This window comes from Aeromonas bivalvium (genome assembly GCF_000819765.1).
Classification (GTDB): domain Bacteria; phylum Pseudomonadota; class Gammaproteobacteria; order Enterobacterales; family Aeromonadaceae; genus Aeromonas; species Aeromonas bivalvium.
On the sequence record NZ_CDBT01000063.1, the window covers coordinates 233,803 to 252,283 of the forward strand.

Sequence of the window (18,481 nt, forward strand, 5' to 3'; positions counted from 1 at the left end):
CCAGCGGAGATTGGCATGGATCAGAACAAGCAGAAGGCACTGGCGGCAGCGCTGGGTCAGATTGAGAAGCAGTTTGGTAAAGGCTCCATCATGCGTCTGGGCGACAGCAAGACCATGGACATAGAAGCCATCTCGACCGGCTCCCTCTCTCTGGACGTGGCGCTCGGCATCGGCGGCCTGCCCTGTGGCCGTGTGGTGGAAATCTACGGCCCGGAATCCTCGGGCAAGACCACGCTGACCCTGCAAGTCATCGCCGAGGCTCAGCGTAAAGGCAAGACCTGTGCCTTCGTCGATGCCGAACACGCCCTGGATCCCGTCTATGCCGCCAAGCTGGGGGTCAATGTCGACGATCTGCTGATCTCCCAGCCGGATACCGGCGAACAGGCGCTGGAGATCTGCGACATGCTGGTACGCTCCAACGCCGTGGACGTCATCATCGTCGACTCGGTGGCGGCCCTGACGCCGAAGGCGGAGATCGAAGGCGAGATGGGGGATTCCCATGTCGGCCTGCAGGCCCGCCTCATGTCCCAGGCGCTGCGCAAGCTGACCGCCAACATCAAGAACGCCAACTGCCTGTGCATCTTCATCAACCAGATCCGGATGAAGATCGGCGTCATGTTCGGCAGCCCCGAGACCACCACGGGTGGTAACGCCCTCAAGTTCTACGCCTCCGTGCGTCTGGATATCCGTCGCACCGGCGCCATCAAGGAAGGGGACGAAGTGGTCGGCAACGAGACCCGGGTCAAGGTCGTCAAGAACAAGGTGGCGCCCCCCTTCAAGCAGGCCGAATTCCAGATCTTCTACGGTGCCGGTATCTCCAAGGAGGGCGAGCTGGTGGATCTGGGCGTCAAGCACAAGCTGATCGACAAGGCCGGTGCCTGGTACAGCTACAACGGCGAGAAGATCGGTCAGGGCAAGGCCAACGTCATGAAACTGTTTGCCGAGAACAAGGCGATGGCGGGGGAGATCGAAGCCAAGCTGCGTGAACTGCTGCTGACCAAGGGCGGCGCCCCGGACGAGAAGGTGGCCGTGGCCGCCATCGACGAGTTCGAGCCTGAAGATGAACAGGAATTTGAATAACAACAAGGCCGGGCTAACCCCCGGCCTTGTTGTTATGGAGGGGCAGGACGCACCGCCCGAGTTGACCTTCGAAGAGCGGTTCGCCGCCGCCCGTGCCTATGCCATGCGCAGCCTGGCCAGGCGCGAGAGCGCCGAGTCAGAGTTGCTGATGCGCCTGCGCAAGCAGGGCCATGATGAGGCGGTGAGTCAGGCCGTGCTCGATTATTGCCGCGACCATCACTGGGTATCCGACGAGCGTTACGGCGCCATGGCAGTACGGGCCGGGGCGGCCAAGGGTCATGGCCCGACCAGGATCCGCTTCGATCTGCGCCGCAAGGGGCTGAGCGATACCGAGCTGGAGCTGGCATTCGCACAACCCGAGCTGGACTGGTTCGAGCTGGCGCTGACCCTGCTTGAGCGGCGCACCGATGGCTCCGCGCTCAAGGAGTTCAAACCGCGCATGAAGTGGCTCAAGTTCCTGCTGGGGCGCGGTTTTAGCCAGGATCAGGCGCGTTATGCCATCGCCACCTTGCAGGAGCGAGCCGAGCAGGAAACGGAGTGACGCTGACAGATAGCCTCCTGGCGCACCTGGCTAGGGGCGCCGGATCCGTCCGTCAGGGACGAAGGCCGGGCTCTGGGCTGGCGCGCGGCTCGCTCGCCGTGCTCCCAAATCTGTCCTGTCGTTGCCAACGGGTTAGATCCCTTCAAGCCGGTTCCCTTTTTGAATGGCCTGCGCTTGATTCCCTGAATAGCCCCTTCATCGATACCCTGTTCCTGCGCCTCGAGCACACTCCTGACCGTCTTGTCCTATCTCGACGAGCGGGCCTCATGTTGAATGCTCTGCGCTTGATTCCCTGAGTGGCCTCTTCATCGACAACCGGTCCCAACATCTAAAGTTCGCTCTCTTGTCACCGGGTTCTGGATCTGTCTCGTAAGGCTATCCCCTCGTTGGCCGCGTTTTCCCTCCTTGTGTCCTTTTCCTGGCAGTGCGCCACGGGCCGGATCTCCCTGGTTAGGTCTCTTCACCGCCATGCAAGCCGACCCCCTATGTGGAACGGATCGCGTTTCACTTCGTCGGCTCGGTTCTTGGCGGGAGGGGAGTGGCGCCATCGATGGCGATGCTCATGGCGATTTACCCCGTCTGGCATGGCGGCTTCATGGGCTGGCGGCGCTTGCATCCAGCCGTCGATGGCGTCTGGCCGCTGCCGCTCAGCCCATCAGCAACAGTGCGTTCCTGTGAGGTCACGCCACCCCGGCTTTTTCGGGGCCCCGTGGCCTGCGGGTTTTACTTTACTGCGCAGAAAACTTACATTAGGGCGATTAAAAGTCCGTATCCGAATCAAGCAGGATTTTCCATGTATATGTCCACGTCAGAGATCCGCAGCGCGTTTCTCGAGTACTTCCGCTCTCAGGGGCACCAGGTGGTGTCGTCCAGTTCACTGGTGCCGCACAACGATCCGACTCTGCTGTTCACCAATGCAGGGATGAACCAGTTCAAGGATGTCTTCCTCGGTGCCGACAAGCGTGCCTACAACCGGGCCACCAGCTCCCAGCGCTGCGTGCGTGCCGGCGGCAAGCACAATGACCTGGAAAACGTGGGCTATACCGCCCGTCACCACACCTTCTTCGAGATGCTGGGCAACTTCAGTTTCGGCGACTATTTCAAGCAGGATGCCATCCGCTTCGCCTGGGAATTCCTGACCGGTACCCTCAAGCTGCCCAAGGAGCGCCTGCTGGTCACCGTCTATGAGACAGATGACGAGGCATTCGACATCTGGGCCAAGGAGATCGGTGTCCCGACGGATCGCATCGTGCGCATCGGTGATAACAAGGGGGCGGCCTTCGCTTCCGATAACTTCTGGCAGATGGGCGATACAGGCCCCTGCGGCCCCTGCACCGAGATCTTCTACGACCATGGCGACCACATCTGGGGTGGCCCTCCCGGCTCACCGGAAGAGGATGGCGACCGTTTCATCGAGATCTGGAACGTGGTCTTCATGCAGTTCAATCGTCAGGCCGATGGCACCATGGAGCCGCTGCCTCGCCCGTCCGTGGATACCGGCATGGGGCTGGAGCGTATCTCCGCCATCATGCAGGGCGTGCACTCCAACTACGAGATCGACATCTTCCAGGCGCTGATCAAGAAGGCGGCCGAGATAGTGGGTTGTAGCGACCTGAACAACCAGTCCCTGCGAGTCATCGCCGACCACATCCGCTCCTGTGCCTTCCTGATTGCCGACGGCGTCATGCCCTCCAACGAGGGGCGTGGCTATGTGCTGCGTCGCATCATTCGTCGCGCCGTGCGTCACGGCCGCAAGCTGGGTGCCACCGAGGTCTTCTTCTACAAACTCGCTGCCGAGCTGTCGGTGCAGATGAAGGATGTGGCCGAAGAGCTTATCGCCCAGCTGCCCCTGGTCGAGCGCGTGCTGCGCATCGAGGAGGAGCAGTTCGTCCGCACCCTGGACAGGGGGCTGCTGCTGCTCGAAGACGTGCTGGCAAACCTGGGGGATGCCAAGGTCGTGCCGGGCGAGGTGGTCTTCAAGCTTTATGATACCTACGGCTTCCCGGCGGATTTGACCGCCGACGTGGTGCGCGATCGCGACATCGCCATCGACGAAGAGGGTTTCCACGCCGAGATGGCGAAGCAGCGCGCCCGTGCCAAGGAGGCGTCCAGCTTTGGCGTCAACTACAACGACGTGCTCAAGCTCGACTTCGAGACCCCCTTCACCGGCTACAAGACCCTGACCGAGCAGACCCGGGTGCTGGGCATCTACAAAGAGGGCGTTCAGGTGAGCGGCCTCATCGCCGGCGAAGAGGCCGTGGTGGTGCTGGAGCAGACCCCCTTCTACGCCGAGTCTGGCGGTCAGGTGGGCGATACCGGGATCATCCGGGTGGATGACGGCATCTTCGCCGTGACCGACACCCAGAAGGCGGGCAAGGCCATCGTCCACACGGGTTACCTGGAGCTGGGCACCCTGGAAGAGGGCGCCGCAGTCGTGGCCGAGGTCGATGGCGAACGCCGTCAGGCCGTGGCTCTCAACCACTCCGTTACCCACCTGTTGCACGCGGCCCTGCGTCAGGCGCTCGGTGATCACGTGACCCAGAAAGGCTCTCTGGTGGGCGCCGAGCGTCTGCGCTTTGACTTCTCCCACTTCGAGGGGCTGACCATGGCGACCATTCGCCGGGTCGAAGAGCTGGTGAACGCCCAGATCCGTGCCAACCACGAGGTCGCCACCCAGGTGATGGATCTGGAAGCGGCCAAGGCGGCCGGCGCCATGGCGCTGTTTGGCGAGAAATACGAAGACGACGTGCGTGTCGTACGCATGGGTGACTACTCCACCGAGCTGTGCGGCGGAACCCACGCCAAGCGCACCGGTGACATCGGCTTTTTCAAGATCATCGCCGAGAGCGGCATCGCCGCTGGCGTGCGCCGCATCGAAGCGGTGACCGGCAAGGGCGCCATCGACTTCATGCACCAGATAGGTGAGCAAATCGAGGAAGCCGCGGCCCTGGTGAAGGGGGATCAATTCTCCATCGCCGATAAAGTGCGTCAGATGATGGACAAGGCCAAGATGATGGAGCGCGAGCTGGAGCAGCTCAAGGCCAAGCTGGCCGCGCAGGCCGGTAACGATTTGCTGGGCCAGGTGATCGAGATCAATGGCCAGAAGGTGCTGGTAGCGGCACTGGAAGGGGCAGATCCCAAATCCCTGCGCGGCATGCTGGACGAGCTGAAGAATCAGATGAAGTCCGGTGTCGTGCTGCTGGCGACCAGCGGTGAGGGCAAGGTCAATCTGATCGCCGGTGTGACCAATGACCTGACCGGCAAGGTCAAAGCCGGTGAGCTGGTCAACCTGGTGGCCCAGCAGGTGGGCGGCAAGGGCGGTGGTCGTCCGGACATGGCACAGGCGGGGGGCACCCAGCCAGAGGCCGTGCCTGCGGCACTGCAATCCGTTCACTCCTGGCTGGAAGAGCGCCTGTAATCGGGCGAGGTGATCTGTGGCACTCTATGTACAGAAATTTGGCGGTACATCGGTCGGTTCCCTGGAGCGGATCGAGGCGGTCGCCGAGCGGGTCGCTCAGACCAGGGCCCAGGGCCATGATGTGGTGGTGGTGGTCTCCGCCATGTCGGGGGAAACCAACCGCTTGCTGGGCATGGCCCAGCAGTTGGACCCAGATGCCAATCGGCGCGAGATGGATGTGCTGGTCTCCACCGGCGAGCAGGTCACCATTGCCCTGCTGGCCATCGCCTTGACCCGTCGGGCCTGTCCGGCGGTCTCCATGACCGGGGATCAGGTGCGTATCCACACCGATTCCGCCCATGGCAAGGCCAGGATCACCCACATAGACACGGCCTCGCTGCGCACCGAGCTGGGTGCGGGCAAGGTGGTGGTGGTGGCCGGATTCCAGGGACGTGATGAGCACAATGCCATCACCACCCTGGGCCGGGGTGGCTCAGATACCACTGCGGTGGCGATCGCGGCGGCACTCGAGGCTGACGAATGCCAGATATTCACCGACGTGGACGGGGTCTATACCACGGATCCGCGCATCGAGCCCAAGGCCCGTCGTCTCGCTACCATCACCTTCGAGGAGATGCTGGAGATGGCGAGCCTGGGGGCCAAGGTGCTGCAGATCCGTTCGGTGGAATTTGCGGGCAAGTACCGGGTGCCGCTAAGGGTGCTGTCGAGCTTCATCGATGGCGAGGGAACCTTAATCACATATGGAGGTGAGAGGATGGAAGCGCCCCTGGTATCGGGCATAGCGTTCAATCGCAACGAGGCCAGCCTGACCATACTCGGTGTGCCGGACAGGCCCACGGTCGCGGCCCAGATCCTGGGTCCCATCAGCGATGCCAATATCGACGTGGACATGATTGTTCAGAATACGTTGGGGGATGGCAGTGCAGATTTTACCTTCACGGTGAATCGCGATGACTACCGACGGGCCCGCGCCCTGCTGGAGCAGACCGCCAGCGACCTGGGGGCGGCCTGTGTGCAGGGCAATGGTGAGATAGCCAAGGTTTCCATCGTCGGGGTGGGGATGTGGAATCACCCCGGTGTGGCCCGCACCATGTTCAAGGTACTGGGTGAGGAGGGGATCAACATGCAGTTGATTTCCACCTCCGAAATCAAGATATCCGTGGTGATTGACGAGAAGTATCTGGAGCTGGCGGTACGGTCCCTGCATGGCGCCTTTGGGCTGGATCAGGCGCCGAGCGAACAGCCGCTGGGCAACAATCCCTGATTGATTTAGTTTCAACCATTTACCATATCGATATCTTTGTAAGATAATGTCCCATGTCGATATGAATACAAAACAGGATACAGGAGCAAGCGAATGCTTATTTTGACTCGTCGTGTAGGGGAAACCCTGATGATTGGTGACGAAGTGACTGTCACCGTACTGGGCGTGAAAGGCAACCAGGTACGCATCGGTGTGAACGCACCGAAAGAGGTTTCCGTACACCGCGAAGAGATCTACATGCGGATACAGGCCGAGAAAGTACCGGGCCAGCCAAATTTCTAAGCCGCTTTTCATAGCTGCGTTCAGGCGACACCTCCCCGTGTCGCCTTTTGTTTTTCTGGGGGCTCAGAACGCTTTGCAAGGCAGTAAACTGCGGGATAAGTATCGATTTTGTTTGAATATTCCACGCTTTGACCAAATGCTGAGCGAACACGCTTTTTTCTACAAAAAAGTGTTTGACTAAAAATCCCTGTGAAGTATTATCAGCCCCGCAAACGGAGAGGTGGCCGAGAGGCTGAAGGCGCTCCCCTGCTAAGGGAGTATGCGGCTTATACCCGCATCGGGGGTTCGAATCCCCCCTTCTCCGCCATTTTGCGCCCGTAGCTCAGCTGGATAGAGTACCTGGCTACGAACCAGGTGGTCAGAGGTTCGAATCCTCTCGGGCGCACCATATTACGACTCGAAAGGGTCATGTGTTGACCATCAGCAAGTCGACACGCTAGAAAAGGCTTACTGATGAGTAAGCTTTTTTTATCGCTTTAAATCAGGGCGCCCGTAGCTCAGCTGGATAGAGTACCTGGCTACGAACCAGGTGGTCGGAGGTTCGAATCCTCCCGGGCGCACCATTTAACGCACAACAGATTTCATGAGCGCCCGTAGCTCAGCTGGATAGAGTACCTGGCTACGAACCAGGTGGTCAGAGGTTCGAATCCTCTCGGGCGCACCATTTTGAAAGCAGTACACAAAAGTTTGTGAGCGCCCGTAGCTCAGCTGGATAGAGTACCTGGCTACGAACCAGGTGGTCGGAGGTTCGAATCCTCCCGGGCGCACCATTTTGAAAGCAGTACCAAAAGTTGATGAGCGCCCGTAGCTCAGCTGGATAGAGTACCTGGCTACGAACCAGGTGGTCGGAGGTTCGAATCCTCCCGGGCGCACCATACAGACAGCCTCGACCTAGGTCGGGGCTGTTTTTTTATGTGCGTGAGGCTGCGTTCTGTCGCCGCACAGCACGCACCGGCCATGCAGCTTCGCCTGCCCTCTCGCCCTGTCATGGCGTTCCGCCTTCTCTCCTGTCGCTTCGTCCATCCTGGGCCATGTCCTTGCCAGCAGGCACGGCTGTCCCTGTGCCTGGCAAGGTCGCCTCACCATGGTCTCCAGGCATCCTCCTCGCCCGTCGAGCCATCATCTCCCTTGCCCAGGTGGCTAGGTGTGCCTGAGTACGCTGTGCGGGCAATAAAAAAGGATGCCGCAGCATCCTTTCTCCTTCCTTTGTTCACGTCTCAGCTCTTGAGCCACTTGCGAATGCGGTTGGCATCACCGATGGGGGTGCGCTTGCCGAAGGAGTTGAGCAAGACGATGGCCAGCTCCTGGCGGTCCGGTTTGGCGCGCATCAGCAGGCAGCGTCCCGCTTCGTTGGTAAAACCGGTCTTGGAGAGGCGTACATTCCAGTCCGGGTTCTTGACCAGGGGGTTGGTGTTGTTGAAATGGAGGCTGTAGTCCGGGGTGCGAAAGCGCATCTCCTCATCGCCGTCCTGGGTGAACTGGCGGATCAGTGGCTGGCGATAGGCTGCCGAGAGGAGCCTGGCCAGATCCTGGGCGGTGGAGACATTGCTGCTGGAGAGGCCGGTGGCATCATGGAAGCGGCTGTTGCGCATGCCCAGTTGTCTGGCCTTGTGGTTCATGGCACGAATGAAGGCAGCGCGTCCCCCCGGGTAGTGGCGGGCAAGCGCCGAGGCCATGCGATTCTCCGAAGACATCAGCGCCAGGTGCAAAGCATCGCGGCGGCTGATCCTGGTGCCCATGCGTATCCGGGAGTAGGTGTGCTTGATGGTATCGCGATCATGGCCATCCACGGTGAGGATCTGGTCGAGATCCTGCTTGGCATCGAGCACCACCAGCGCCGTCATCAGCTTGGTGAGGGAGGCGATGGGGCGTCGGCTGGCGGCATTCTTCTGGTAGAGCGTCTTGCCGCTATTCACGTCCAGCACCAGGGCGCTGCTCGAGCGCAGCTGCAGCTTGGCCGGGTTGGGCGCAGCCATGGCCTGGCCGGGCAGAAACAGGCCAGCCAATGTACTCAACAGCGCCAAGGCGCGGATCTGACCCCTCATACAACACTCCATCCAACACGAGAAAAAAGGCGGTAGATTCACGCATTTTTGCCCCGGCTTTACAAGGGGAGCCACGGCTATTTTATTAATGAGCGTGATTAAAAAAGGCCATGTCACCATGGCCTCTTCGCTTACGGTGACAGGCGCCCCGGCGCCCGCTTGCGCCGCAGCAGGGTGCGCCAGAGCAGGGCCAGCAGACCGGCGGCGAGCAGCACCAGCGGCAGGTAGAGGATGATGCTGAGGAACTGGGTCTCGTACTGGGCCGCCAGCCTGGTGTGGCTCAGGTAGTAGCCCAGGCTGACCAGGGGGCTGACCCAGAGAATGGAGCTGACGAGATTCACCATCAGAAAACGCCCCTGGGGGATCTCGGTGGCCCCGACGATATAGGGGTAGACGGTGCGCACGAAGGCGATGTAGCGCGCCGTGATCAGGGTCAGGATGCCGTACTTGTCCAGCAGGTAAAACACCTTCTCCTTGTGCTTCTCGTCCATGTGGGACATCAGACGATGGTAGGCGCGGGTGTGGCCGAGCAGGCGGCCCTGCATGTAACCAAGCCAGGTGCCGACGAAGGTGGCCAGGATCAGCAGGGGAACCACCCAGAGGGAGAGTACCTCCTGATAGACGAGTACCCCCGTCAGCAGCAACAGGCTGTCACCGGGCAGAAATGCCGTGGGGATGAAGCCATTCTCCAGTACCAGAAACGTCAGCAGCACACCGCAGACCATGAACGCCATCTTGGGATCGGACAAGGTCACCAGGTCATGGTGCATGAAGGCGTGTGCCAGTTGATAGAAGTCTTCCATCGCGTTTACTCCGCGGCTTGCGCCGTCTGCTCGGGTACGGGCGTCGCCAGCACCTTGTCGATACGCAGACCATCCATGTCGACGATTTCCAATTGCCACTGGGCCAGGGCAACCTGATCCCCGGTCTGGGGCATGCGCCCCAGCAGCATCATGATGAGGCCGCCCAGGGTGTGATAGTGATGTTCCTCCTCTTCCGGCAGCCGGTTGAGCCCCAGGCAATCCTTCAGCTCGGGCAGGGGGATGAGGCCGTCGAGCAGCAGGCTGCCGTCGGCGCGCTGGTAGACCCAGTGATCCTGGGCCTCCCCTTGTTGAAAGTCACCGGCCAGGGCTTCCAGCAGATCCTGCTGGGTGACCAGCCCCTGCAACTCGCCATACTCATCCACCACCAGCACCATGTGCTCGGCATGACTGCGAAAATGGTTGAGCAGCTCCAGGCCGTTGAGGGTCTCTGGCAGCAGGCTGCCATCCTGGGTGAGGGCCGCCAGATTGATGTCCTCGCCGCGCACATAGGCGTGCAGAACCTTGTTGACGTTGAGTATGCCCACCAGGTTGGAGAGGCTGCCGTCGCAGACCGGGAAGAAGCTGTGACCATACTCCACCATGCGCATCAGGTTGACCTCGGTGGGTTGGGCCAGATCCAGATAGCGGATGTCGCTGCGGGGCACCATCATGGACTCGAGGCGGCGCTCGTCGAGGCGAAACACGTTGCGCAGCATGGTGCGCTCATGGTCCTCGATGACCCCGGCCTGGGAGCCCTCCTCCAGCATGGCGTGGATCTCCTCCTGGGTCAGTTGATGGCTGTTCTCCTGGCTGACCCGCAGCAGCCGCAGGCAGCCATGGGTCGAGGCGGAGAGCAGCCAGACGAAGGGGCGGGTCAGGGTCGCCAGCCAGAGCATGGGGCGAGCCACCAGGCAGGCGATGCGTTCCGGACTGATCTGGCCGAGACGTTTGGGCACCAGTTCGCCGACAACGATAGAGAGATAGGTGACGCTGACCACCACCAGTACGGTGGCGAGCAGGCTGCTGCCGCTGGCGCTCAGCCCCCACTCCTGCAACCAGAGGGCGAAGGGCTTGGCCAGCACGGATTCACCATAGATGCCGTTGAGCAGGCCTATGCTGGTGATGCCTATCTGCACCGCAGAGAGAAAATGGGTGGGGTCCTCGGCCAGACGCAGGGCGATGGCGGCCGATCCTGAGCCCTCGGCGGCGAGTTTGCCGAGCCGCGCCTTGCGGGCCGTGACGATGGCAATTTCAGACATGGCAAAAATGCCGTTCAGTACGATCAATCCAATCAGGATCAACATTTCCATACAGGAAGCTAACTCCACGGGGTGAATACTGCGGCAGTGTAATGAATTTGACGAGGCCGCGCTTGTAAAACTCATGATGGAGCGTCGGCGCGGCGGCCAGGGGACACAAAAAAGCCCCCTGCTGACAGGGGGCTCTTGGGAGGGACGTGACCCTTACAGGGCGGCGATCTCGGCCTGCTGGGCCTCGAGTTTCACCAGCTGGTGACGGTAATCTTCCAGCTTCTCGCGCTCCTTGGCGATGACGGCTTCCGGCGCCTTGGCGACGAAGGCCTCGTTGCCGAGCTTGCCTTCGATACGGCCGCACTCACCGACCAGACGGGCAACCTCTTTGGCCAGACGGGCCAGCTCGGCCTCCTTGTCGATGAGACCGGCCATGGGGATCATCAGCTCTGTGCTGCCGATCAGTTTCTTGACCGACAGGGGGGCGACTTCACCTTCGCCAAGCACGCGGATGGATTCCAGGCGGGCCAGGGACTTGAGGAAGGCCTCGTTGTCGGTGGCCCGCTGGGCGTCCTTGCCATCGCACTTGAGCAGCACGTTGAGGGGCACGCTCGGCGCCACGTTCATCTCGGCGCGGATGTTGCGGATGCTGACGATGAACTCCTTCACCCACTCACTATCCGCCATGGCGGCTTCGTCTACCTTGGCGGCATCGAACTCGGGGAAGGCCTGCACCATGATGGTGTCGGCGTTGACACCGGTCAGCGGCGCCACCGACTTCCAGATGGTCTCGGTGATGAAGGGGATGATGGGGTGCGCCAGACGCAGCAGGGTCTCCAGCACGGTCACCAGGGTGTGACGGGTGGCGCGCTGCTCGGCGTCCGAGCCCTTGCCCAGCACCGGCTTGGTCAGCTCCAGATACCAGTCGCAGAACTGGTTCCAGATAAATTCGTACAAGACGCCGGCCGCGATATCGAAGCGATAGGTGTCGAGGGCGGTGCGGAAGTCACGGATGGCCAGCTGCAGCTGGGACTGGATCCAGCGATCCGCCAGGCTGAACTGCATTTCGCCGCCGTTAAGGCCGCAATCCTGATCTTCGGTGTTCATCAGCACGTAGCGGGAGGCGTTCCACAGCTTGTTGCAGAAGTTGTTGTAGCCATCCAGGCGCTTCATGTCCCAGTTGATGTCACGACCGGTAGAGGCCAGCGCCGCCAAGGTGAAGCGCAGGGCGTCGGTGCCGTGGGCCTCGATCCCTTCCGGGAACTGCTTGGCGGTACGCTTGCCGATCTTCTCGGCCATCTGCGGCTGCATCATGTTGCCGGTGCGCTTCTCCAGCAGATCTTCCAGGGAGATGCCGTCGATCATGTCGAGGGGGTCCAGCACGTTGCCCTTGGACTTGGACATCTTCTGCCCTTCTTCGTCACGGATGAGCCCCGTGATGTAGACGGTCTTGAACGGGACCTGCGGCTGGCCGTTTTCGTCCTTGATGAAGTGCATGGTCATCATGATCATCCGGGCGATCCAGAAGAAGATGATGTCGAAGCCGCTCATCAGCACGTCGGTGGGGTGGAAGGTCTTGAGCGCCTCTGTGTTGTTCGGCCAGCCCAGGGTGGAGAAGGTCCACAGGGCGGAGCTGAACCAGGTGTCGAGCACGTCTTCGTCCTGACGCAGCACGGTCACGGACGGGATGTTGTGCTTGGCGCGCACCTCGGCTTCATCACGGCCCACGTAGACCTTGCCGGCCTCGTCATACCAGGCCGGGATGCGGTGACCCCACCACAGCTGACGGGAGACGCACCAGTCCTGAATGTCGCGCATCCAGGAGAAGTACATGTTTTCGTACTGCTTGGGCACGAACTGGATACGGCCATCTTCCACCGCCTCGATGGCGGTCTTGGCCATGGGGGCCACGCGCACGTACCACTGGTCGGTCAGCATGGGCTCGATGGGCACGCCGCCGCGATCGCCGTAGGGCTGCTGCAGCACGTGATCCTTGATCTCGGCCAAAAGGCCCAGCTCGTCCAGCCTGGCGACGATGGCCTTGCGGGCGGCGAAGCGCTCCATGCCGGCGAACTCGCTCGGCAGGGCGGCGTCATAGGCGGTGCTGGGGTTGCCGTTGGCATCGACCACTTCGGCCTCGGCACGCACGTGAGCGTCCAGGGTGAAGATGTTGATCATCGGCAGGTTGTGGCGCTTGCCCACTTCGTTGTCGTTGAAGTCGTGGGCCGGGGTGATCTTCACGCAGCCGGTGCCCTTCTCCATGTCGGCGTGCTCGTCGGCGACGATGGGGATCAGACGGTTCACCAGCGGCAGCAGTATGTGCTGGCCGATCAGCGCCTTGTAGCGCGGGTCTTCCGGGTTCACCGCCACGGCGGTATCGCCCAGCATGGTCTCCGGACGGGTGGTGGCGACGATCAGGTGATCCTGGCCATCGCTGGTCTTGGCGCCGTTGGCCAGGGGGTAGCGAAGGTGCCACATGTGGCCCTTGATCTCGCGGTTTTCCACTTCCAGGTCAGAGATGGCGGTGTTGAGCTTGGGATCCCAGTTCACCAGACGCTTGCCGCGATACATGAGGCCATCTTCGTAGAGACGCACGAACACTTCCTGGACGGCGGCGGAGAGGCCCTCATCCATGGTGAAGCGCTCGCGCTCCCAGTCCACGGAGTCGCCGAGGCGGCGCATCTGGCGGGTGATGGTGCCGCCGGACTCTTCCTTCCACTGCCAGATCTTGTCGATGAAGGCGTCACGGCCGTAGTCGTGACGGGTCTTGCCCTCTTCGGCGGCGATCTTGCGCTCAACCACCATCTGGGTGGCGATGCCGGCGTGGTCACAGCCCGCCTGCCACAGGGTGTTCTTGCCCTGCATGCGGTTGTAGCGGATCAGGGTGTCCATCAGGGTCTGCTGGAAGGCGTGACCCATGTGCAGGCTGCCGGTGACGTTCGGCGGCGGGATCATGATGCAGAAGGAGTCTTTGCTGGTGTCGCCGTGGGGCTTGAAGTAGCCCTGAGATTCCCAGTGCTGGTAGAGCGCCTGTTCGATGGCGTTGTGATTAAAAGTCTTTTCCATGGTCTCGCCGTAATCTGGATGGATGGATTCTGGTGCTGGATCTCGCGGGGCAGTCAGGGCTGCGCCGGATCCGGGGGAGCAACGGGCTGATCCCTCATCTCGAGGGTATGGCCTGCCTGGCGATAGTGCTTGTAGCGCTCGCGGGCTTGCTGCTTCTGCGTTTCGTCAGTGGGGACAAAATCTACCACTTGAGCGAAGTGTCCTGCAAACAAAGGTGTCTGCCGGGCCAGGTTGATGAGGCGGGCATAGCGCCGCTTCGGTGGCTGATGGCCTATCTCCACCGGAGCCTGACCGCTCTCCCCCTGCAACTGGTGCGGCACGAAGCGATCCGGCGGCAGTTGCCACAACAGCTCGTCCAGGCGCAGGGCCTGGGCCTCGTCTTCGCAGAACAGGTAGATATGGCCCGCGCTCCAGCCATCGGCCGCAAGCTGGCAGGCGAGACGTTCGACCGCAGACGCCTGAGCGTCGTCGGGCGCACTCATCAGGTAAAAGGTCACTTGGCTCATCAGCTTGGTCCCGTTTGGCTGTGACGGACGCTTGACCGCCGTGAGGGTCGACGGCGGGTATGCCTGCCGACGCTCAATGAAACAAGGAAGAGGCGAGCCTCTTCCTTGTGGTACTGGGCAACTCCCTGGCTTCCGACGCATTCATCGGAAGGGGCAGGGGAGTTACTCCTTCTCTTCGATATCGACGCCGGCCCGGTTGAGCAGGAACTGGGTCAGCAGGGGCACGGGGCGCCCGGTGGCGCCCTTGTCCTTGCCACTCTTCCAGGCAGTGCCGGCCACATCCAGGTGGGCCCAGTTGTATTTCTTGGTGAATCGTGACAGGAAGGCGGCGGCCGTGATGGTGCCGGCCGGACGGCCCCCTATGTTGGCCATGTCGGCAAACGGGCTCTCCAGCTGTTCCTGGTATTCGTCGAACAGCGGCAGGCGCCAGGCGCGATCGCCCGCCTGCTCGGAGGCCCCCAGCAGCTCATGGGCCAGCGGGTTGTGGTTGGCCAGCAGGCCCGAGGTGTGGTGGCCCAGGGCGATGATGCAGGCACCGGTCAGGGTGGCCACGTCGATGACCGTATCCGGGTCGAATCTGTCCACATAGGTGAGGGCATCGCACAGCACCAGGCGACCTTCCGCGTCGGTGTTGAGCACTTCGATGGTCTGGCCGGACATGGAGGTGAGGATGTCCCCCGGGCGATAGGCATTGCCGCCCGGCATGTTCTCGCAGCCCGCCAGCACGCCGATGACGTTGATGGGCAGCTGCAGTTCGGCCAGGGCGTGCATGGTGCCGAGCACGGAGGCGGCGCCGCCCATGTCGTATTTCATCTCGTCCATGCCGTCCGCCGGCTTGATGGAGATGCCGCCGGAATCGAAGGTCAGCCCCTTGCCCACCAGCACGATGGGCTTGGCCTCGGGATGACCCTTGTATTCGATGATGGCCATCATGGCTTCGTTTTCGGAGCCGCGGGCCACCGCCAGATAGGAGTTCATGCCGAGCTCGGCCATCTCCTGCTCACCCACCACCTTGGTGGTGATGTTGTCGAAGGCATCGGCCAGACGACGGGCCTGGGAGGCGAGATAGGCGGGGTTGCAGACGTTGGGCGGCATGTTGGCCACGTCGCGACAGACGCGCACCCCTTTCGCCACGGCCAGGCCGTGGGCGATGGCTTTCTCGCCTATGGTCAGTTCCCGACGCGTCGGCACGTTGAACACCAGCTTGCGCAGGGGGCGGCGTGGCTCGGCCTTGTTGGTCTTGAACTGATCGAAGCTGTAGAGGCCCGCCTTGGTGCTCTCCACCGCCTGGCGCACCTTCCAGTAGGTGTCCCGACCTTTGACGTGCAACTCGGTCAGGAAGCAGACAGCCTCCATGGAGCCGGTTTCGTTCAGGGTGGTGATGGTCTTGTTGATGATCTGCTTGTATTGGCGTTCGTCGAGCTCCCGCTCCTTGCCGCAGCCCACCAGCAGCACCCGTTCGCTCAGCACGCCCGGTACTTGATGGAGCAGCAGCATCTGGCCCGGTTTCCCTTCCAGGTCACCACGGCGCAGCAGCGAGCTCAGGTAGCCATCGCTGATCTTGTCCAGTTGTTCGGCCACCGGAGAGAGGCGGCGGGGTTCAAACACACCGACCACGACGCAGGCACTGCGCTGCTTCTCAGGACTGCCACTCTTTACACTGAACTCCATGGAATCTCCTACATCCTAAAGACAAAAGGCACCTTTTATTGAATAATGCAGTGCTTGTTGGGTATCAGAGGCGGAGCGAACAGCCACAGGCTCCGCAGTTCAAACTGGTAAAAATCCAATATAGGGCCCTATTTTTCAGGCATTCGACTAAAAACACAAGTTTACTTGGGAATGACTGTGATCGTTTTCCGATATTTGTTCAGGGAAACCCTGAAAACCCAGCTGGCGGTGCTGTTCGTACTCCTGCTTATCTTCGTCAGCCAGCAATTCATCAAGATCATTGGCGATGCCGCCGATGGCGAGGTGCCGACGCGCCTGATCTCCACCCTGATGCTGCTCAACCTGCCCAACATGGCGCTGCTGATGCTGCCAATCAGTCTGTTTTTGGCCATCTTGTTCGCTCACGGTCGTCTCTATGCTGAAAGTGAGATGACTGTGATGCATGCGGTGGGGGTGAGCCCGCGCCGGGTCATGCTGACCACCATGGTGCTGGCCCTGCTTACCGCCCTGGTCGCCGGTTTCAACACAGGTTGGGTCGCGCCGCTTGCCAAGGAGCGGGAGTATCAGGTGATCGACGAGTTCAAGGCCGATCCCGGCATCTCCTTCCTGCAGGCGGGGCGTTTCATGGACCTCGACGGCGGCAAGCTGGTGGCCTATATCCAGGATCTCAATGACAAGGGATCTGTGCTGCAGAAGATCTTCGTGCTGCAGCGGGCTCAGGGCACGACACCGCCCTCCGTGGTGATCGCGACCGAAGGTCAGGTGACGGTGGATGAGAATGGTCTGCAGTGGCTGACCCTGAAGGATGGCTCTCGCTACGAGGGGGACTTCAACACCAGGAAATTCCAGATCTCCGATTTTCGGGAATACAGCCTGGTGATCCGCCAGCAGGAGGCGGAGCACTCCAATCGCAAGTCGGCGGCCAAGCCGACCATGGAATTGTTCGGTACCCAGGATAACCAGCTGATGGCCGAATTGCAGTGGCGCATCTCCCTGCCGCTCTCCATTCCTGTGCTCACCTTCCTGGTGGTGCCCCTGGCCCGGGTCAACCCACGCCAGGGGCGCTACGCCAAGCTGCTGCCGGCCATCCTGCTCTATCTCTCCTATTTCCTGTTGCTGTCCGCGGCGCGTTCGGCCATCGACAGCGGCCGCCTGCCCCACTGGCCCGGCATGTTCTGGGTGCCGGTGGCCTATCTGCTGTTGATCGGGGTGCCGCTCAACCTGCAGGGGACCGCCTGGTGGAACGGGGCCAAGGGGCGCTTCTTCAATGGAGGATCCGCCGATGCTGCCAAATAGGGATTCTGCCGATGTGTGACATTCTCGCCAGGCATGTTGATGGGGTCGCCTTTAAGTCGAACCTCTGCGGTGCGCGATATTCCAAGAGAAAAAGCATGATGCTGCAATATAGGAACCTCTGCTGATGTTTGGCATTCTCGACAGATACATAGGCCGGGTCATCTTCATGTCGATCCTGCTGTGCGAGGTGACCCTGGTCGGCCTCTCCGCCCTCATCAAGTATGTGGAGCAGCTCAAGTCGGTCGGTGACGGCAACTATGACATGGTGAGCGCCTTCTATTTTGTCATGCTCTCCATGCCCAAGGAGGCGGTGCTCTTCTTCCCGCTGGCGGCCCTGCTGGGTGGTCTTATCGGCCTCGGCCAGCTGGCGAGCAGCTCCGAGCTGGTGGTGATGCAGGCGGCGGGTCGCTCCAAGCTCAGCATAGTGGTGGCGGCGCTCAAGACGGCCATTCCGCTGATGCTGGTGTTCAGCCTGGTGGGTGAGTATGTGGCTCCCATCGCCAAGCGCACCGCAGACGATATCAAGGCCGGTGCCATGTCCGAGGGGCGACTGACCATCTCGGCGTCCGGGGTATGGGCGCGGGACGGCAACAACTTCGTCAGCATCAACGGGGTGCGCAACGATGGCGCCCTGACCGGCATCACCCTCTACCGCTTCACCCCGGCGCGCAAGCTGATCGATGTGGTGCAGGCCCAGGAGGGAATGTTCGAGCAGCACCACTGGGTACTGAAATCGGTCCATGCCACCCGCTTCGATGATCCGACCCGGGTCGTGAGTGAGGATCTGCCACAGATGACCTGGCAATCGGATCTCACCCCCAAGCAGCTGGGGGTGGTCAGCATAGATCCCGAGAACCTCTCCATCTCCGGGTTGCGGGACTATGTCGGCTATCTGGATGCCAACAAGCAGGATGCGGGGCGCTACAAGCTGGAGCTGTGGCGCAAGTTGCTGGCGCCGCTCTCGGTGGTGGCCATGATACTGCTGGCCTCCTCCTTCATCTTCGGGCCGTTGCGCTCGGTGAGCATGGGGGCGCGGATGCTGATGGGGATCATGACCGGCTTCGTGGTCTATGTGAGCGATCGGGTGTTCGGCCCGGTCAGCCTGGTCTATTCGGTGCCCCCCATCATAGCGGCCGTGGCACCCAGCCTGCTGTTCGGCGGTGTGTCCCTCTATATCCTCAGTCGCAGGCGCTAGATAGGGTCACAGTGGCTAGAAACAAGAAAGGGCACCTGGGTGCCCTTTCTGCTGTCTGCTCTTA

At 61.4% G+C, this 18,481-nt stretch carries 13 protein-coding genes and 6 tRNA genes; 13 read left to right on the top strand and 6 right to left on the bottom strand.

Translation table 11 applies throughout. From position 1 onward, the window contains the following. Positions 1–15 precede the first annotated feature (15 nt). From recA to BN1119_RS19210, 11 genes are all read left to right on the top strand, one after another. Positions 16–1,080 (top strand): recombinase RecA, encoded by a 1,065-nt coding sequence (gene recA / locus BN1119_RS19160; RefSeq protein ID WP_042002028.1) that lies wholly within the window; start codon positions 16–18, stop codon positions 1,078–1,080. A gap of 34 nt (positions 1,081–1,114) precedes the next feature. Then, a complete protein-coding gene (locus BN1119_RS19165) occupies positions 1,115–1,621 on the top strand; it encodes a regulatory protein RecX (protein ID WP_042002031.1) in 507 nt (168 codons plus the stop codon). Positions 1,622–2,414: 793 nt separating this feature from the next. Further along, entirely contained in the window at positions 2,415–5,039 is a 2,625-nt protein-coding gene (gene alaS / locus BN1119_RS19170; protein ID WP_042002034.1) for an alanine--tRNA ligase, read from the top strand. Between the two features lie 16 nt (positions 5,040–5,055). Further along, on the top strand, positions 5,056–6,303 hold the full coding sequence (locus tag BN1119_RS19175) for an aspartate kinase (protein ID WP_042002038.1): 1,248 nt from the start codon (positions 5,056–5,058) through the stop codon (positions 6,301–6,303). A 93-nt stretch (positions 6,304–6,396) separates the two neighbouring features. Then, positions 6,397–6,585, top strand: a complete 189-nt coding sequence (csrA, locus tag BN1119_RS19180) for a carbon storage regulator CsrA (RefSeq protein ID WP_005315760.1) — start codon at positions 6,397–6,399, stop codon at positions 6,583–6,585. 214 nt (positions 6,586–6,799) lie between these two features. Then, a tRNA-Ser gene (locus tag BN1119_RS19185) sits at positions 6,800–6,892 on the top strand. A 4-nt stretch (positions 6,893–6,896) separates the two neighbouring features. After that, positions 6,897–6,973 (top strand) — tRNA-Arg (locus tag BN1119_RS19190). A gap of 98 nt (positions 6,974–7,071) precedes the next feature. Then, positions 7,072–7,148 (top strand) — tRNA-Arg (locus BN1119_RS19195). A 24-nt stretch (positions 7,149–7,172) separates the two neighbouring features. Further along, positions 7,173–7,249, top strand: a tRNA-Arg gene (locus tag BN1119_RS19200). Positions 7,250–7,278: 29 nt separating this feature from the next. Beyond that, positions 7,279–7,355, top strand: a tRNA-Arg gene (locus BN1119_RS19205). Between the two features lie 28 nt (positions 7,356–7,383). After that, positions 7,384–7,460, top strand: a tRNA-Arg gene (locus BN1119_RS19210). 342 nt (positions 7,461–7,802) lie between these two features. Here the strand turns inward: BN1119_RS19210 and pbpG are convergent. The 6 genes from pbpG to pepA form a co-directional block, all read right to left on the bottom strand. After that, positions 7,803–8,561: a D-alanyl-D-alanine endopeptidase gene (pbpG, locus tag BN1119_RS19215; RefSeq protein WP_409337756.1), complete on the bottom strand. Its 759-nt coding sequence runs from the start codon at positions 8,559–8,561 to the stop codon at positions 7,803–7,805. Between the two features lie 200 nt (positions 8,562–8,761). Continuing rightward, positions 8,762–9,433, bottom strand: a complete 672-nt coding sequence (locus BN1119_RS19220; protein WP_042002045.1) for a DedA family protein — start codon at positions 9,431–9,433, stop codon at positions 8,762–8,764. Positions 9,434–9,438: 5 nt separating this feature from the next. Further along, complete coding sequence (locus BN1119_RS19225; RefSeq protein ID WP_042002048.1) at positions 9,439–10,743, bottom strand: hemolysin family protein; 1,305 nt, start codon at positions 10,741–10,743, stop codon at positions 9,439–9,441. A gap of 153 nt (positions 10,744–10,896) precedes the next feature. Continuing rightward, positions 10,897–13,749 carry a valine--tRNA ligase gene (locus BN1119_RS19230; RefSeq protein WP_042002051.1) on the bottom strand — a complete coding sequence of 951 codons (2,853 nt, stop codon included), beginning with the start codon at positions 13,747–13,749 and terminating at the stop codon, positions 10,897–10,899. Positions 13,750–13,802: 53 nt separating this feature from the next. Beyond that, positions 13,803–14,255, bottom strand: coding sequence for a DNA polymerase III subunit chi (locus BN1119_RS19235; protein ID WP_042002054.1), 453 nt, complete (start codon positions 14,253–14,255; stop codon positions 13,803–13,805). 162 nt (positions 14,256–14,417) lie between these two features. Beyond that, positions 14,418–15,926, bottom strand: coding sequence for a leucyl aminopeptidase (gene pepA / locus BN1119_RS19240; protein WP_042002056.1), 1,509 nt, complete (start codon positions 15,924–15,926; stop codon positions 14,418–14,420). Positions 15,927–16,097: 171 nt separating this feature from the next. Between pepA and lptF the strand changes: the two genes are divergently transcribed. Both lptF and lptG read left to right on the top strand, forming a co-directional pair. Beyond that, a complete protein-coding gene (gene lptF, locus BN1119_RS19245) occupies positions 16,098–17,222 on the top strand; it encodes an LPS export ABC transporter permease LptF (RefSeq protein WP_042002059.1) in 1,125 nt (374 codons plus the stop codon). A 124-nt stretch (positions 17,223–17,346) separates the two neighbouring features. Next, the gene (gene lptG / locus BN1119_RS19250; RefSeq protein WP_042002062.1) at positions 17,347–18,417 is read left to right on the top strand and encodes an LPS export ABC transporter permease LptG; all 1,071 of its coding nucleotides are present in this window, start codon (positions 17,347–17,349) and stop codon (positions 18,415–18,417) included. Positions 18,418–18,481 lie beyond the last annotated feature (64 nt).

Bases quoted from the DNA above. Each gene is read 5' to 3' on its own strand.
- recA (WP_042002028.1), top strand. From the start codon at position 16: ATGGATCAGAACAAGCAGAAGGCACTGGCGGCAGCGCTGGGTCAGATT.
- BN1119_RS19165 (WP_042002031.1), top strand. From the start codon at position 1,115: ATGGAGGGGCAGGACGCACCGCCCGAGTTGACCTTCGAAGAGCGGTTC.
- alaS (WP_042002034.1), top strand. From the start codon at position 2,415: ATGTATATGTCCACGTCAGAGATCCGCAGCGCGTTTCTCGAGTACTTC.
- csrA (WP_005315760.1), top strand. From the start codon at position 6,397: ATGCTTATTTTGACTCGTCGTGTAGGGGAAACCCTGATGATTGGTGAC.
- pbpG (WP_409337756.1), bottom strand. From the start codon at position 8,561: ATGGCTGCGCCCAACCCGGCCAAGCTGCAGCTGCGCTCGAGCAGCGCC.
- BN1119_RS19220 (WP_042002045.1), bottom strand. From the start codon at position 9,433: ATGGAAGACTTCTATCAACTGGCACACGCCTTCATGCACCATGACCTG.
- BN1119_RS19225 (WP_042002048.1), bottom strand. From the start codon at position 10,743: ATGGAAATGTTGATCCTGATTGGATTGATCGTACTGAACGGCATTTTT.
- BN1119_RS19230 (WP_042002051.1), bottom strand. From the start codon at position 13,749: ATGGAAAAGACTTTTAATCACAACGCCATCGAACAGGCGCTCTACCAG.
- BN1119_RS19235 (WP_042002054.1), bottom strand. From the start codon at position 14,255: ATGAGCCAAGTGACCTTTTACCTGATGAGTGCGCCCGACGACGCTCAG.
- pepA (WP_042002056.1), bottom strand. From the start codon at position 15,926: ATGGAGTTCAGTGTAAAGAGTGGCAGTCCTGAGAAGCAGCGCAGTGCC.
- lptF (WP_042002059.1), top strand. From the start codon at position 16,098: ATGACTGTGATCGTTTTCCGATATTTGTTCAGGGAAACCCTGAAAACC.
- lptG (WP_042002062.1), top strand. From the start codon at position 17,347: ATGTTTGGCATTCTCGACAGATACATAGGCCGGGTCATCTTCATGTCG.